Annotated in this window: 17 protein-coding genes and 1 pseudogene; all 18 read right to left on the reverse strand. The window is 28.6% G+C overall.

Annotation, left to right across the window (positions count from 1 at the left end; genetic code table 11):
• A pseudogene (locus NSA23_RS16090) lies at nucleotides 1-364 on the reverse strand (transketolase); the annotation flags it as partial.
• Nucleotides 365-379: 15 nt separating this feature from the next.
• Entirely contained in the window at nucleotides 380-1,237 is an 858-nt protein-coding gene (locus NSA23_RS16095) for a YitT family protein (protein WP_042680889.1), read from the reverse strand.
• A gap of 15 nt (nucleotides 1,238-1,252) precedes the next feature.
• The gene (locus NSA23_RS16100; protein WP_042680890.1) at nucleotides 1,253-2,008 is read right to left on the reverse strand and encodes a WecB/TagA/CpsF family glycosyltransferase; all 756 of its coding nucleotides are present in this window, start codon (nucleotides 2,006-2,008) and stop codon (nucleotides 1,253-1,255) included.
• Between the two features lie 36 nt (nucleotides 2,009-2,044).
• The gene (locus tag NSA23_RS16105) at nucleotides 2,045-3,376 is read right to left on the reverse strand and encodes an O-antigen ligase family protein (protein WP_246119191.1); all 1,332 of its coding nucleotides are present in this window, start codon (nucleotides 3,374-3,376) and stop codon (nucleotides 2,045-2,047) included.
• Complete coding sequence (locus tag NSA23_RS16110; RefSeq protein WP_042680893.1) at nucleotides 3,376-3,918, reverse strand: hypothetical protein; 543 nt, start codon at nucleotides 3,916-3,918, stop codon at nucleotides 3,376-3,378. The genes NSA23_RS16105 and NSA23_RS16110 overlap by 1 nt, the downstream gene beginning before the upstream one ends.
• Before the next feature lie 15 nt (nucleotides 3,919-3,933).
• Entirely contained in the window at nucleotides 3,934-4,434 is a 501-nt protein-coding gene (locus NSA23_RS16115) for a DUF4330 domain-containing protein (protein ID WP_042680894.1), read from the reverse strand.
• Complete coding sequence (locus NSA23_RS16120; RefSeq protein ID WP_042680896.1) at nucleotides 4,418-5,560, reverse strand: glycosyltransferase; 1,143 nt, start codon at nucleotides 5,558-5,560, stop codon at nucleotides 4,418-4,420. The genes NSA23_RS16115 and NSA23_RS16120 overlap by 17 nt, the downstream gene beginning before the upstream one ends.
• 58 nt (nucleotides 5,561-5,618) lie before the next feature.
• On the reverse strand, nucleotides 5,619-6,707 hold the full coding sequence (locus tag NSA23_RS16670; protein WP_042680898.1) for a glycosyltransferase: 1,089 nt from the start codon (nucleotides 6,705-6,707) through the stop codon (nucleotides 5,619-5,621).
• Nucleotides 6,708-6,913: 206 nt separating this feature from the next.
• A complete protein-coding gene (locus NSA23_RS16130) occupies nucleotides 6,914-7,264 on the reverse strand; it encodes a type II toxin-antitoxin system PemK/MazF family toxin (RefSeq protein ID WP_042680900.1) in 351 nt (116 codons plus the stop codon).
• Nucleotides 7,261-7,548: a CopG family ribbon-helix-helix protein gene (locus tag NSA23_RS16135; RefSeq protein WP_042680967.1), complete on the reverse strand. Its 288-nt coding sequence runs from the start codon at nucleotides 7,546-7,548 to the stop codon at nucleotides 7,261-7,263. The genes NSA23_RS16130 and NSA23_RS16135 overlap by 4 nt, the downstream gene beginning before the upstream one ends.
• A gap of 185 nt (nucleotides 7,549-7,733) precedes the next feature.
• On the reverse strand, nucleotides 7,734-8,909 hold the full coding sequence (gene alr / locus NSA23_RS16140) for an alanine racemase (RefSeq protein WP_042680902.1): 1,176 nt from the start codon (nucleotides 8,907-8,909) through the stop codon (nucleotides 7,734-7,736).
• 14 nt (nucleotides 8,910-8,923) lie between these two features.
• Complete coding sequence (locus NSA23_RS16145; RefSeq protein WP_042680904.1) at nucleotides 8,924-9,532, reverse strand: LolA family protein; 609 nt, start codon at nucleotides 9,530-9,532, stop codon at nucleotides 8,924-8,926.
• Nucleotides 9,533-9,549: 17 nt separating this feature from the next.
• Complete coding sequence (locus tag NSA23_RS16150; RefSeq protein ID WP_042680906.1) at nucleotides 9,550-10,800, reverse strand: NAD(P)H-hydrate dehydratase; 1,251 nt, start codon at nucleotides 10,798-10,800, stop codon at nucleotides 9,550-9,552.
• Between the two features lie 18 nt (nucleotides 10,801-10,818).
• Nucleotides 10,819-11,433, reverse strand: coding sequence for a hypothetical protein (locus NSA23_RS16155; RefSeq protein ID WP_042680908.1), 615 nt, complete (start codon nucleotides 11,431-11,433; stop codon nucleotides 10,819-10,821).
• A gap of 85 nt (nucleotides 11,434-11,518) precedes the next feature.
• A complete protein-coding gene (locus tag NSA23_RS16160; protein WP_050069766.1) occupies nucleotides 11,519-13,483 on the reverse strand; it encodes a BglG family transcription antiterminator in 1,965 nt (654 codons plus the stop codon).
• Nucleotides 13,484-13,507: 24 nt separating this feature from the next.
• The gene (locus NSA23_RS16165) at nucleotides 13,508-13,822 is read right to left on the reverse strand and encodes a PTS fructose-like transporter subunit IIB (protein WP_042680910.1); all 315 of its coding nucleotides are present in this window, start codon (nucleotides 13,820-13,822) and stop codon (nucleotides 13,508-13,510) included.
• A 24-nt stretch (nucleotides 13,823-13,846) separates the two neighbouring features.
• Nucleotides 13,847-14,905 carry a PTS fructose transporter subunit IIC gene (locus NSA23_RS16170; protein WP_042680912.1) on the reverse strand — a complete coding sequence of 353 codons (1,059 nt, stop codon included), beginning with the start codon at nucleotides 14,903-14,905 and terminating at the stop codon, nucleotides 13,847-13,849.
• 87 nt (nucleotides 14,906-14,992) lie between these two features.
• Nucleotides 14,993-15,442, reverse strand: a complete 450-nt coding sequence (locus NSA23_RS16175) for a PTS sugar transporter subunit IIA (RefSeq protein ID WP_042680914.1) — start codon at nucleotides 15,440-15,442, stop codon at nucleotides 14,993-14,995.
• Nucleotides 15,443-15,687 lie beyond the last annotated feature (245 nt).

A 15,687-nucleotide genomic window follows, 5' to 3' on the forward strand; every position in this document is an offset into this window, starting at 1 on the left:
GTCCTTGACCTAATGAACCTGTAGTCATATCTACACCTGGAGTTCCTTTCATATCTGGATGACCTTGTAGCATGGAATCTATTTTTCTAAGGCTGCTTAATTCTTCTTTTGGAAAATATCCTTTCTCCGCCAATGCAGCATAAAGTACTGGTGCTCCATGTCCCTTTGATAAAACAAATCTATCTCTGTCATCCTTTTTAGGATTTGTAGGATCAATGTTCATTTCTTTAAAATAAAGGGCAGTTAATATTTCACATGCTGAAAGGGAACCTCCAGGATGTCCTGATTTTGATTTTTCAAGCATTTTTATTATATCTATCCTTAGTGTATTTGCTATGCCTTGATACTCCTTATATTTGTTCATTAAATTTCCTCCCATCTATTTTTTAATTTCTTTAAATCCTTCTCCTATAACCTCATACATTTCTGTCACCATAACAAAGGCATATGTATCTATTGTATTGACTATATCTTTCACCTTCGTAAATTGGGATCTGTTCACTACACATAATAAAATATCCTTATCATCTTCAGTGTACATACCTTTCCCTTTAAAAAGGGTTACTCCTCTTTCCAATTCATTCATAATGGCCTTACTTATTTCCTTTGGTTTATTAGTGATTATTAAAAAGGCCTTCAAATAACCTATACCTTCTAGCATTAAATCTACAACTTTTACCGATGTATACAGAGAAATAATTGAATATAGAGATGTCTCTACTTTTCTATCTACAATTCCTGCTACAATAACTACAAACATATCTATTGCCATCATAAAAGTTGGTATACTTATAGCTGGAAAGGACTTATTTAGTATAGCTCCTGCTAAATCTGTGCCTCCTGTAGTCCCTCCAAATTTAAATACTAGACCAAGACCTAATCCCATAATGACTCCTCCAAAAAGAGCAGACAAGAGTAAATCATGGGTTACTATTTCATAGGGTACAAATTTCAGAAAAAAAGAAAGTCCTAATGTAGCAAATAATGTTTTAGCTCCAAATGCTTTACCTAATCTAATTATACCAAATATAAATAAAGGTATATTTATAAGCAAATTTATAATATATACAGGTATACCTGTACTTTTTTTGATTATAATAGCCAATCCAGTTACACCACCTGGTGCTATTGTATTAGGCTCTAAAAAAAAGTTCAAAGATATTGCCATTAAAAATACTCCAAGGGTAATACCTAAATATGATAAAACTTCCGTATACCATTTCTCTTTATTTTCCATAGAACCCCTCCCATATTACTCAATTACATTTTTTTCAAATATAACTTTAAGCATGAATTTAGGAAGAACAATTTGCCTTTTTATTCTTGATGGCTCTTTTACAAGTCTATAAAGCCACTCTAATCCCAATTTTTGATAAATTTCTGGGGCTCTTTTTACTTTACCTGCAAGTATATCTATAGTTCCTCCATTACCTATAACCACCCTACAATTTAACCTATCCTTGTTTAAATATATCCATTTTTCCTGTTTAGGAGCCCCAAATCCTACAAACAATATATCAGGATTTGTATTATTTATTTTATCTAAAACTTCCAACTCCTCCAAATCTCCAGGAGTCCCAGTATGAGAACCTTTAAAATATCCATTATTGTATCCTGCTATTGAAATATTAGGATATTCTTTAATTATATTTTCTCCAGCTTTTTTAGCTATGCCTTCCTTACCACCTAATAAAAAAACACTATAACCTTCTCTATTAGCTAATTCTAACATATTTATGGATAAATCAAATCCTGTAACTCTTTCTGGAAGGGGTCTTTTTTTTATTCTTGATGCATATATAAGTCCAATTCCATCAGGTATGACCATATCTCCACTATTCAATACTTTCCTTAGAAAATTATCTTCCCTAGCTTCCATTATTATCTCTGTATTGGGAGTATATATAGCTTTCATTTCATCTTCATGTAAAAACTTTCCAACTTTCTTAATTGCCTCTTTTTGAGTAATTTTATCTACTCTCGTCCCAAATATCTTTATATTCTCCATATTATCATCTACTCCTTAAAATATCCAGTAAAATATTTAACTAATCTCCTTGGCATTTTTAGATATTTTTGTGAGAACTAGTATAAAGGATATTAAGGTCCAGAAAGTTATTATAGTCTCAGGCATGAAAAATATATCATCTACAAGACTATGAATAAAAACTGCAGATAATCCTGAAAGTACTCCTGCCGCTGAAACCTTTATCCATCTATCTTCATATTTAATTAAATTTTTAACTGTATATTTATATATTATAAATATAAGCATTAAAAAAACTATTACTCCTCCAATTCCCATTTCTGCTGCAACTTGAAGATAAGTATTATGGGAATGATAATAAGTGAAAGTCTCACTACTATAAGATCTATAGGCGTGCATAAAAGCCTTGCTCCCGAGTCCTACTCCAGCAATCCAATTGTCCTTTATAATTTCAATAGTTGTTAACCATATTTGAAATCTAGAAAGATTAGATGAATCTCCTAAATCATTTATACTTCTAATCCTATTTAAAATAGTAGGAGGAAGAAAAGGTAGTATCAATATTCCTAAAGGTATAAATACAAAAAATAGCCTTTTTTCAACAAGAAAAACAAAAATTAAAACACTAAAGATAAATCCTAACCATCCACCTCTTGAGTATGTTAAACCTAGTCCGCCCGCTAAAATAACTGTAGTCAAAAGGAAAGTCAATTTTTTATATACCTTTTTAGAATTGTAAAAAAGTGACATTGATATTGGAAGTATCATAATTAAATATTCTGCTAAAACATTTGGATTATCAAATACAGAAAATACTCTAGTTACAATTCCTGAACTGGTATTTTTACTTAGCCAAATATCAGTTGTTTTTAATTGTATTTTATATTGATATATACCATACAATGCTACTAAGGTAGCAGTAATAACTAAAATATTAAATAGAATATTTAAATCTTTCTTATTTTTGATATTATTTACTGTTACAAATACAAACCCTATGGATATTAAATGAAAAACTAAATCTCTAAGACTACCCTTTGGATCAATAGATGTTAAAGTAGATATAATTATTGTAATGATAAATAAAGCTATAGGTATATCTATTGGATCTCTTGAAAAAGGTTCTATTTTTTTAAAAATCCCCTTATAAATATAAGCAAAAAAAACAAATAACATAAAAATCAAGGCCAAAGTAAATGGCAAATAGGGCATTAAAAACACAGATAAGTATATTCCTATCTTTACATTATAAAGGGTAGCTACCATTATAATAAATCCTAAAAATAAAACTATAAATATATTTATAGGCAATTTAAAATAAATCAAGCCAAAAAATATACCTACTAGTATAGGGAGTATTGATTCTTTCTTCTTCAAATTTTCTACCACTATTTTCTCCCTCCCTCATCTATTGAAACAAAACCTTTTATAAATTTTAATATTAAGCTTTCCTTAATTCCTTCTTCATAGCCATTTTTAATTCCTAATAAGGATATAAATACTATAAATATTGATAATATATTAGTTTTAACGAAAATTTGTCCTTTAAAAATATTTAAAAACAATAATGTCAATCCAAAAAACATTAAGAATATATGGAATGTATCTTGGGTTTTTCTTTTATCTTTAAATAATCTAGAAATAATAATGTATATAATACTATTTTCCTTCCATCTGTTTGCAGCTTTATTAAAGTATTTAATAAATTTATATACATTATCTAGAAATTTACAATATAATTTATAAAATAAACTTTCTTCTAATATTTTTCTATCAGAAGTAAAGAATCTTACAAACCAAGAGCCTTTACTCAAATATTTAAATACTTTACTTATTTTAATAAGAACTTTTTTAAACAAACTATATTCATAACCTCTTTTGATTCCATTATAAATATTTGATAATACTGTTAATGTAACACTATCATACATAATATCACTCCAATATTATTCCACTTTTACTTCAACAACTCTTGCTGCCATTCTTACTTTTTTGTTCTTTAGTACAAGTTCACCGCCAACTCTTACTGCACTATCTCCTACCCTAATTGCCTTGGGTGTATCCTCAGCCTTAGCTTCAATAGTGAGAATAACTTTATATGAATCAGGAATATCTCTATATACCCAGTTTCCATCTGAATCTTTAATTTTTTCTTTTTGATTTTCTGTTTTCTTATCTATAATTTTTCCAAACTCAGTCTCTTTCTCATCATTATACAAATTATCGCCAACCACTAATCCATCAACAATAAATTTTTCAGCATTTTCAACTTCCAATGTAATTAAAGCTTCTTTTTGTTCCCCTTTTACATCCTCTTCTACCTCTATTTCAGGACTTCTAAATAACTTCGTTCCTCCAATTATAAGTAATACTATAACTACTAGCACAATTAAATCTACTATATTTATAATACCAAATAATTTCCCTTTTTCATTTATTATCTTCATTTCTCATCCTCCTAGTTTGTATAATGTTTTCATATATTCTCAAATGATCTAAAGCCATCTTTTGTGAAGAAAATTTATTTTTTACATTCATATAAAGATTCTCTCCAAAAGCTTTTATCTTAGCCTCATCATTAAGAAAATACTTTATATATTTTGATAAAGCTTCACTGTCCCCTATATTTATTAGCCAGCCGTTATCCCCATCTTTTATTAAATCACTTACTCCACCTACATTGGTACTTATGATAGGCTTTTTAAATCTTGCCCCTTCTAATATTACATAAGGAAAGCTTTCACTTACCGATGTCAGAACATTTATATCAATAGCATTGAAAAATGAATAGGGATCTTTTACAAATCCTAAAAAATGAACATGATCCTCTATTTTTAATTCTTTTACCTTGGATAAAAGTCTTTTTTCCTCATTTCCATCTCCTGCAATTAAGAATATAATGTCCCTCCTAGTTTGAAGTACTTTATAAGCTGCTTCTATAAAAGTATCATGATCTTTAACTAAATCTAATCTGGCTGCAATTCCAACTATAATTTTATTCTCTGCGTTTATATTATACCTTTTTAGAAATTCTTCTTTAGGAATATATTTTATATTATCTTTAAAATCTATTCCATTATAAACTGTAAATATATTATTTTTATTGAATCCTCTATCTACAAGCATTTGTTTAAAATTTGTGGAAATAGCTATATAATAATCAAATTTCTTCAAAGCTATAGTATTCATTGCTGTATATGCAATCTTTTTATAAAAATTGTCTTTAAAGTCCAATTTATAGTCACTATGAATTGTAGTTATAAAAGGTATATTATATTCTCTCTTTAAAAACATAGAAATAAAATTTGCTCTTGCACCATGGCAATGTATTATATCATAATTTTCCCTTTCTATTTCCTTTTTAAGACGAGACATTATTGACATATCATATCTCTTTTCTTGTTTGAAAACTTCAATATCTATACCTTTTGCCTTCAATTCATAAAAAAATTCTCCTTCAATAAAACAAATCATTTTTAAATCAATCATTTTATCTAATTCTACTAAAAGATTATTTATATGGGTCTTAGCACCACCAGTGTCTCCTCCACTAATTAAATGTAATACTTTCATTATAATAACCTATCATTTTGATAGGTTCACCCCTTCCTTCATTTAATAGTTTTGTTCATTATTCATTCAATAGTTCATTATATAAATTTAAAGTTTCCTTTACCATTTTATTTAATGAAAAATTATCTACAACTATTTTTCTAGAGTTCATTTTTTTCTTTTCATAAACTTTTTCATTAGTATATAAATGGACAATTGCTTGAGCAAATACCTCTGGTTCTCCATAAGGAATTAATACCCCTATATCACCCTTTTTAAATATTTCAGGCACTCCACCTACTTCCGTTGCTACTACAACTTTTCCAGAAGATAGCGCCTCCAGTATGGAGAAAGATATCGCTTCATTTTTTGAAGGTGATATGTATATATCTGTAATAGATAAAATTTCCAAAATATCTTCTCTATATCCTAAAAACATAATATACTCTTCTAATTCATATTTTTTCACTTTTTGTTTTATAGCTTCTTGTTCTTCTCCTTCTCCTACTAATATCAATTTAAAATTTTCGATATATTTTTCTAACTCTCTTATGCCATCTATTAAAAAACTATGACCCTTTTCTTTATTGAATCTAGATATAGTAGTTAAAACTAAAGTACTATCATTTAAAGACATCTTACTTTTAAAAAAATTATTTTCAATAGGCTTATAGTGCTTTGTATCAACGCCATTATATATAACTTGAAGCTTAGCTTCAGATATTCCTTCCTCTATCAATGATTTTTTTACAGCTTCTGAAACACATATTATTTTATCTACAAATCCAGAAAATAATTTATTGAAAAATTTTATTTTTCCCTTATTATCTGCTATTAGATGGGCTGTCCAAACAATTTTTATTTTAGGATTAAATAATTTGGAAAGTACCGCTATATAATTTTCCCTTAAAAAATGGGTCTGAATTATATGAATATCATTTTCTTTACAATAATTAGCTACTTTTTTTGCAGCTTTCAAATCAAAGGGATTTTTCATATCTATAATATCCACATTTTTGCAAATATCTTGAATTTTTTTATGGTTTCCTCCTTTGTGGTCACAAAGGACAAAAAAATTCATATCTCCCTTCATATTTTCCACTATATTGAATAAATAAGTTTCCGCACCACCTTTTTCTATGCTGAAAATTATATGTAATATATTCACTTTCTAACTCCTTTCGAAATCTACTTTACATATATATTAGTATTGCCTTTATCTTCAAGAACTATTTACTAACACTTCTTCATTAAATTATACTATATATCAGCAAGGTTTCAAATAATTATATTATTATATTTCCCTGGAAATTTCCCAAGTTTAAAATAATTTTATTCACAAAAAAATAAGCATGAATTCATGCTTATTTTATCTTATAAATCTACAAGTCCAACACTTATCTTTAAACATTCATTTACTTTAACCATCATTTCATCACTAAATTTGCCGACTCGCTCTCTCAATCTCTTTTTGTCAATAGTTCTAATTTGTTCCAATAAAACTACTGAATCTTTAGGTAAGCCATATTCTGTAGCTTTGATTTCTACATGGGTTGGAAGTTTAGCCTTATTAATTTGAGAAGTAATTGCAGCTATTATAATCGTTGGACTATATTTATTTCCTATATCATTTTGTACTACAAGAACCGGCCTAATTCCCCCTTGTTCTGACCCTACTACAGGACTTAAATCGGCATAAAAAATATCACCTCTTTTAACTATCACACTTTTTCACACCCTGACCCTGTAAGTTTTGCTTCATAACTGTCTAGTTCTCTCATATCTTCTTCTAATCCTATTTCTGCTAAAGCCGAATTTATTTTGCTCATTTCTTTATAGCCATCTTTAAGCTTTTCACAAATTTCTACTCTTCTTTTTTCTCTAATATATAATTTCATTGCTTCTCTCACAAACTCACTTCTATTCTTTTTTTCCATGGAGACTATAAAATCAACCTCTTCTAATAAGCTATTAGGCAAACTTATCATAATCCTTTTAGTTTCAGCCATTAACATTTGCACCCCCAAGCCTTTTAGAGATTCCCCCATTAACCAATCCCATAAATAAGCCCCATTAAAAATATATTAATAGAATAAAAAAATATGATATAAAAATGACGAAAACATATACAGAATAATTATAGTTGTTTATTATCATTGTGTCAAATTTAAAGACATATTATACAAATTTTAGATTAATCTAATAAATAATCTAAAATTTTAACTATATTGCCATCCTTTATATAGACCCTAGGAACTCTCCTTCCAACCATACAAACAACTTCATAGTTTATAGTATTTAATTTCTCTGCTATTTCATCAATATGAGGAGCTCCATTTTTTCCATCTCCAAATAATACAACCTCATCTCCTACTTCTACATTTTCAATATCTGTTACATCGATCATACACTGATCCATACATATCTTTCCTACAATTGGTACTCTCTTGCCACCTATAGATACTTCTACTTTAGATGTTAAAAGTCTTGTAAAACCATCTGCGTATCCAATAGGGATTGTAGCTATTTTGCTTTTTCTTTTTGTAACAAATATTTGACCATAGCTAACTCCTGTACCTTCAGGAACTTCTTTTAAATGAGATATCTTAGCTTTTAAGGTCATAGCAGGTTTTAAACTTACTTTTTTCTTATCTACATCCTTTGAAGGATAAAGACCATAAATCATTATTCCGCCTCTTACCATATTTAAATTATATTCTGGCAAATCTATGGTTGCAGCACTATTTGATACATGCTTAATAGGAATATTTATATTTCTATCCTTTAATCTATCTATAATCCATTTATAATTTTTATATTGTTCTTTAGTGTATCCTTTATCTACTTCATCAGCTTTAGCAAAGTGAGTAAATATTCCTTCAATTTCTATATTAGGAAGTTTATATATTTTTTCTATGTCATCTATAGAACTCTCTTCTGCTCTAAAACCTATTCTTCCCATGCCTGAATCTACCTTAATATGAATTTTTCCTTTTTTGTTTAATCTACTAGCTGTTTTAGATAATTTTTCTGCAGACTCTAAACTATAGATAGTTTCAGTAATATCGTTTTCCACAGCTATCTTATGCTGGTTTTCTGGAGTAAATCCTAATATTAATATTGGTGCTTTTATACTTGCCCTCCTCAGTTCTACTCCTTCTGATAGTGTAGCAACTGCTAACCTATCAGCTCCATTTTCAAGAAACACTTTTGATGCTTCTATGGAACCATGACCATAAGCGTTAGCTTTTACTACAGCTGTTACCAATGCTTCTTTTTTAGTAATTCTTCTTACTTCTTTAATATTGTGAGCTAAATTATCTAAATTAATCTCAGTCCAAACAGGCCTTAGTTCTTCTAATTTACTCATCTTTGGCGACCTCCTTAAATGTCCTCATCTAATACTTTGTTATATTTAAATTTTTCATAATATACTTCTGTATTAACCATTCCATCCTTATCTAATAAATTCAACTTATATGGGACAAAATCCTCTTTATTTAGCCATATTTTTTGTTTATATCTATATTCAGTTTGATTTGGCAAATTTATTGTCAATATTATGTATTCTTTATCTTCTATATTTTCTGTAGATATATGAGGATTCTCACAAAGGCTTAAGTTTTCATAGAAATTTCCTATAAAAAAACTTTTGTCTAAAGATTTTATATTATCCATAGAAATAGTTTGATTTATACTAGGATGTTTTAAAAAGATTTTATTGCCATCATATATAATTATACACCCTAGACTCTCTTTTGGTTCAATAATTTCTAATTTAATCTTATCTGGTTTTATATATGTCTCATTAAATTTATACGATGTTTCTCCCTTATTGCTCTTAACTATTACCTTTGATACAGATTCATAGCTTTCAAAACTATCTATACTTTTTTTTAAACCATTTAAAATTTCTTCATTAGTTGGCTCTTTACAAGAAGTCATCCCAAGTATAACAATTAAAAATATAATACCAACTAATACTTTTTTCATATAATATTTCTCATCCCTCAATTTGAATTTTTATAAACTAAATCTATTGCATATGGAATATTTTCTAAAATATCTCCTGCAATTAACCCATACTCTCCTTTTTCTTCTTTAGATAAATCACCAGCAAGACCATGAATATAAGTACCTAGAATAGTTGATTTATATTCTTCTATTTGCTGACCTATGAAACTAGTTATAATACCTGTAAGAACATCTCCACTACCTGCTGTTGCCATACCTGGATTTCCTGATTCATTTATATATACTTTTCCTTCATTATCGGAAACTACTGTGTTTGCTCCTTTAAGGACTGTTATTGTATTATATTTTTGAGAAGCTATTTTACAGTATTTTATCCTATTCTTCTGTATTTCCTCTATACTTGTATTAAGTAGTCTAGAAAGTTCTCCTGGATGGGGAGTTATAATAGTTATTCCTTTCCTTTTAATCAAAATTTCTGGCTTTTGAGATACACAATTTAATCCATCTGCATCCAATACTATTGTTTTTTCAGTCATATTAAGTATTTCTTCTACTACTTTAATTCTTTCATCATCTACGCCCATTCCTGGACCTAAAGCTATAGCATCTAAACCTTTAATGTTCTTTTCTATACCTTCTAAACTATCTAAAGTAATATTCCCTTTATTATTGTCCTCTACTGGTTTTATTATGGCCTCTGTTAATTTAATAGATAGTATATTTAATAGAGACTTAGGTGCTATTGTATAAACTAATCCACTTCCACTTCTTAAAGCAGCCTTGCTAGAAAAATATACTGAACCAGTCATTCCTGTACTTCCTCCAATTATACCTACTCTTCCAAAAGTACCCTTATGACTATCCTTTTTTCTTATTGGCAATATATTTTTCATATATTTTATAGATTTCATTCCTCCCTCGCCAATTACCATGGCTATTGCATATTCACTTTCATGAGTTATAGATAAATGAATATTTTTAATACCTTTCTCATTCATTATGAAAAGAGCCTTCCCATATAATTTTACGTAAGGCCTACCAAGATTATTATGAAAAACTTCAATTTCATTCCAACTAATTTTTCCTATACCAGTACCTAATAGCTTACTCACTGCTTCCTTAGTCGCAAATATTCCTCCAATAGTGCATGAATTTTCATTTTTATTTCTAATATAATCTATTTCTCTAGGAGTAAAAATTTTTCCAAAGAATCTTTCTTTCTTTGTTTTAATAATTTTTTCTATCCTTTCTAATTTCACTATATCTATTCCTATACCTTGAATCATTTTATCTTCTCTACCTCTCTATTCAAATATCTCTCTATCTAATTTCTCAATTTCTTTGTTTCCCAATATTCGATGTAAAAAAGTATAGTTATTGTCTATCCACTCTTCATAATCATGCTTTTCATTTATAAGATCTCTTAATCTTTCCCTTAAAGCTTCTAGCTCTCTTACTACATTGGATAGTCTTTCTTCTTTACTTTTTAGTTCACTATATCCATAGTTTACAGTGGCTTTCAAAAGTTCATAGTTTGATTTTCTTATTTCTTTTGGAAAGCTTTCTAGTTTAAAGGTCAATTCATCTATAGTTTCATTTATCCAATATATTTTCTCTTTATATTCATCTAAGAGTCCTACTGACTCAACTTTTTCATCATTGTTCACTGCATCTGAAATACCTAGTATCATTTTCATACATTTTAATTTCTCTTTATGCCAATGGGAAATTTCTCTTTCAATTTTATTCTGTTTTTCTAATAGTTCCTCCAATTCTTTTTTGCAATCTTGAATATCTTTATCATCTACTTGATTAAACAGCTTTAGCCAATCTTCATCTCTAACCAATATTGGAACTTTATTTTTAAATATTATATTTTCATCTAATTCTATATCTTTTTCTCCATTTTTAATAAACATAAAATTTACCTCCCTCTTTAAATTATACTACAATTTAAAGAATTTTTTAAATGAGGTTTTAGTTTCATTTTATAATAAAGTATTTTCAATTAGATTCTAATCTGTCTAATGCATCTTTTGCACTCTTATATCCTGCCTTCAATTTTTTTAAAAATTCATCCTGGTCCATAAAATAGTTAAGATTTCTAAATATACTTTGTCCCTTATATAAATCATTTTCCGTTAAGCACACCATTAGAATAAATTCAACATATTCATTTTTCCATATAACAGGATGTTCCAACACAGCCAGAGCTATACAAGATTTTTGAACTTTTTTAGGATCTCCATGGGGAATCGCAAATTTCTTTCCTACTTCCGTAGTCATAATTCTTTCTCTTTTAATAACGGTTTCCTCAAATCCATCTTTTAAGTATTGTCTTTCTTTTAGTGTTTGACACATTTCAAATAAAATATCTTCTTTATTTGAAAATTTACATCTTCTAAAAAAAATTTCCTTACATAACAAATCTTCCGATTTATAAACTGTCATATTATAATAATCAAAGATAAAATTTTCTAACCTTTCAATATCATATTCATTTAAAATAGGACTAACAATTAAAGATTCTTTATTTTCTTGTATAGGTACTGTAGAAATAATAAGATCTATATCTTTAAGTTTATATGTATTAAGTTTTGTTGATGATCTCACACCTACTATTTCTAGCTCCTTAAATCGTCTTTCTAATTTAGCCAATAAAAGCTGGGAAGTTCCTATTCCTGTATGACATACAACAAGACATCTTATTCTCTTCTTATTCCTTTCTACAGCTGCCCCTATATGAATAGCAATATACCCAATTTCTGATTCAGGTATTTTTATATCTAAGTACTTTTCAAAAACCACACTAGTCATCCAAGATACACCATATATTTCTGGATAATCTTCCTTTATCTCATCTAATATGGGGTTTTTTAGTGTAAGTCCATATTTCAACCTATTTATGGTGGGTCTTAAATGTAAAACCAATCCATTCAGAAGATTTTGATCCTTAGTGAGATCAATTTTTAAAGCTTCACTAGCTATATTTATTATATTTTTCGCCATTATTAATGGCAACTTAAAACCATTTGTTTCTTCAAAAGAAAAATTTAAATTTTCTAATTCTTTTTCATGTCTTTTACTACCTAAAATATGGAGAGTTATATATCCTATTTCAAATTTGGGTATTTTAATACTAAATAATTTCTCCATTTCATTGGCCATTTCTTTGGCACATCTAAATTCCTCTGTATGATTGATACTATTAAATGTTTCATTAGACATAGTAATATCTTTATTTTCCTGAATCCTTTTTATGGATATAGCTATATGAACTATTAAATTGATAAAGGCTTCTTGAGAAAATTTGAAGTCCAATTCTTTCTCTATATCTACTAATAATTCTTCTATAGCTTTATAATCTAAATTCATAAGAACCTTTAGTTGCTTTAAAGTATTGTAATCTATTCTACCATCATATTCACTATAGAATTCTTCTTTCATATTATTAGGCTTTTTAATCTCTTGTATAAAATTAGAAATTGCCTTCCTATAGTTTGCCTCTTCACCAATAATATCTATATAATTTCTTCTTCTATCCAACATAAGATTGTAGTTTTCGAGCCATTGTTCTACTTTTTTTAAATCTTTATAAATAGTGTTGGTACTAACATAGAGTTCTTCAGCAAGTTTTCTATAAGTTATATTTTTTCCATTCAAAAATAAGGCTTTAAGAATATAAGCCTTCCTCTCATTTGGAGAGAAAGGCTCTATATAAACTACATCCTTATCTTTAATCTTTTCAAGAAGTAAAACCTTAGTTTTATTTGGTCCTTCTATGCTTATACCTACTCCTCTTTTTCTTATCAATAAAAGTCCTTCCCTTTCAACATAGTCATCTAGTTTATCCAAATCATTCCTTATAGTTTTATTTGAAACTCCAAGTTCTTCAGATATTTTATTTACGGTTATTGGACTTGTAGAAATAAGAAGTATTCTTAGGATTTCTTTTAATCTAATGTTCACAAAATTCCTCCTTAGACAAGAGAACTAATCTTCAGATATCTTTTTGACAATCATATCTAGAAGGGGACCAGTCTTCTTTATAACATCACCAATATCTACATTTACTATAGGAATATCCTTGAATCTATCCTTTCCCTTTATAGCCATATCTTTTGTAATAATCACCACATTAGCCCCTACTAAATCATCAGATGTTATTTTATTCTCAATTCCAATGGAACCTTGAGTTTCTACTTTTATATCATATCCTCTAGCTTTTGCCTCTCTCTCTAATGCTTCTGCTGCCATATAAGTATGAGCAATTCCTGTTGGGCAAGCTGTTACCGCCAATATCTTCATATTAACCACCTCTCTAATTATAAACTATTCAAACTCTACAACTATATCTGTGGATTCATCATCTTCTTCTTTTTCTATAACTTCCTTTTTTAAAATATTAACCATAAATGCAGTTACTGCAACACCTATTAGTATAGATACTATAAACATAAGTTTATTATCAATTACAGGTAATACTATTGGTCCTCCATGAGGTGCATGATCTCCAACTTTTCCTATAGCTGCAATTGCAGAACCTACTGAAGAACCTACCATTATAGATGGTATGACTCTTAATGGATCTGCTGCTGCAAAGGGAATAGCACCTTCTGTTATACCAATCAACCCCATCATTATAGCTCCCTTTCCAGCCTCTCTTTCAACTTTAGTATATTTATTGGGACTAATTAATGAAGCTATACCCATTCCTAAAGGTGGTATGCAAACTGCAACTGCAACTGCTCCCATAACTATATATATTCCTTCTCCAATTAATGTAACTCCAAACATAAAAGCTACTTTATTAACTGGTCCCCCCATGTCAAAAGCTACCATAGCGCCTATAATAATTGCCAATACCACTGAATTTTTAGTACTCATACTTTTTAATCCATAAGTCATGGAATTCATTAATTTTCCTATTGGTGCACCTATTAAATACATGACTGTTCCTACTATTAGTGAAGTTATTAAAGGTATCACAAATATAGGCATTATTGCTCTCAATTGTTGTGGAACCTTCCAAGATTTTATCCATCTTGCCACATATCCTGCTACAAAGCCTGCTATAATTCCTCCTAAAAATCCTGCCCCTATTTCATTAGCTAAAGCTCCTCCTACTAACCCAGGAGCTAAACCTGGTCTATCAGCTATTCCAAATGCAATAAATCCAGACAATACAGGAACCATTAGCCCAAGGGCAAGTCCACCTATACTATTCATTTTCACAAGTATTGGATTAGTAATATTAGCTCCTGTTCCTGCTTCTATACCACTTAAGGCTATGGCTAATGCAATCAACACACCACCAATAACTACAATTGGAATCATATAAGATACACCTGTCATAAGATAAGTTCTAATATTTTTAACTTCCCTATTCATCTCAAGCACCCTCCTAATATTATTTTATTAAAATAATCTCTAAAAATAAGTATTTCTAACTACATTAAACTTCAAATAATGATACAATCACTCAAATACCTCATTCAAAATTTTTATAAGATTATCTTTACTATTTGTAACCAGCAATTTTTCTTTAAATTCTTCATCCATTAGTTTCCTTGATAATGCTGCTAATATCTTTAAATGCTCATTAGATGAAGACTTTTCAGGAACAGCTATCATAAATATTAGATTAGCTAAATCTTCTTCCTCACCCCATATAACTGGATTCTTAATTTTAGCAAAAGCTAAAGTAGGAACATTCACTGCATCAGTCTTACCATGAGGTATACCAACACCATATCCTACATAAGTATTTGTTAAATTTTCTCTATCAATAACGGATTTTATATATTCACTTACATTTTTTAGTCTATTTTTCTTATCCATTAAAAATGCTAAATGTTTAATAATATCTTCTTTACTATATAAATCTAGTTCAGGTTCAATTAAATCTTTATCTATAATATCTACCATAATTAATGCTCCTCTCATATAATAATAAAACTCTTTCTCTATTAATAGATGATAACACAGAAAAACAGCTAGTTATTATATAATAGTTACCATATCATTGTGGTAATTTTTCTATAATAAAGGGGCTGTTTCAAAATAAAAAGCCCATAAAAGTAAAACAGGCCGAAGAGCGGTAGCTCTTCGACCTGTTTTTTAGTATAATTTATCTGCAATGAAATCACATACTAAAATTAATTATAAAGCAA

Origin of the sequence: Anaerosalibacter massiliensis (genome assembly GCF_024623155.1) — a bacterium.
GTDB classification, from domain to species: domain Bacteria; phylum Bacillota; class Clostridia; order Tissierellales; family Sporanaerobacteraceae; genus Anaerosalibacter; species Anaerosalibacter massiliensis.

Coding starts and splice junctions, on each gene's coding strand:
- NSA23_RS16100 (WP_042680890.1), bottom strand. CDS start 2,008: ATGGAGAATATAAAGATATTTGGGACGAGAGTAGATAAAATTACTCAA.
- NSA23_RS16155 (WP_042680908.1), bottom strand. CDS start 11,433: ATGTTTATTAAAAATGGAGAAAAAGATATAGAATTAGATGAAAATATA.
- NSA23_RS16115 (WP_042680894.1), bottom strand. CDS start 4,434: ATGAAGATAATAAATGAAAAAGGGAAATTATTTGGTATTATAAATATA.
- NSA23_RS16175 (WP_042680914.1), bottom strand. CDS start 15,442: ATGGTAGATATTATAGATAAAGATTTAATTGAACCTGAACTAGATTTA.
- NSA23_RS16095 (WP_042680889.1), bottom strand. CDS start 1,237: ATGGAAAATAAAGAGAAATGGTATACGGAAGTTTTATCATATTTAGGT.
- NSA23_RS16145 (WP_042680904.1), bottom strand. CDS start 9,532: ATGAAAAAAGTATTAGTTGGTATTATATTTTTAATTGTTATACTTGGG.
- NSA23_RS16110 (WP_042680893.1), bottom strand. CDS start 3,918: ATGTATGATAGTGTTACATTAACAGTATTATCAAATATTTATAATGGA.
- NSA23_RS16120 (WP_042680896.1), bottom strand. CDS start 5,560: ATGAAAGTATTACATTTAATTAGTGGAGGAGACACTGGTGGTGCTAAG.
- alr (WP_042680902.1), bottom strand. CDS start 8,909: ATGAGTAAATTAGAAGAACTAAGGCCTGTTTGGACTGAGATTAATTTA.
- NSA23_RS16170 (WP_042680912.1), bottom strand. CDS start 14,905: ATGAATAGGGAAGTTAAAAATATTAGAACTTATCTTATGACAGGTGTA.
- NSA23_RS16150 (WP_042680906.1), bottom strand. CDS start 10,800: ATGATTCAAGGTATAGGAATAGATATAGTGAAATTAGAAAGGATAGAA.
- NSA23_RS16135 (WP_042680967.1), bottom strand. CDS start 7,548: ATGGCTGAAACTAAAAGGATTATGATAAGTTTGCCTAATAGCTTATTA.
- NSA23_RS16165 (WP_042680910.1), bottom strand. CDS start 13,822: ATGAAGATATTGGCGGTAACAGCTTGCCCAACAGGAATTGCTCATACT.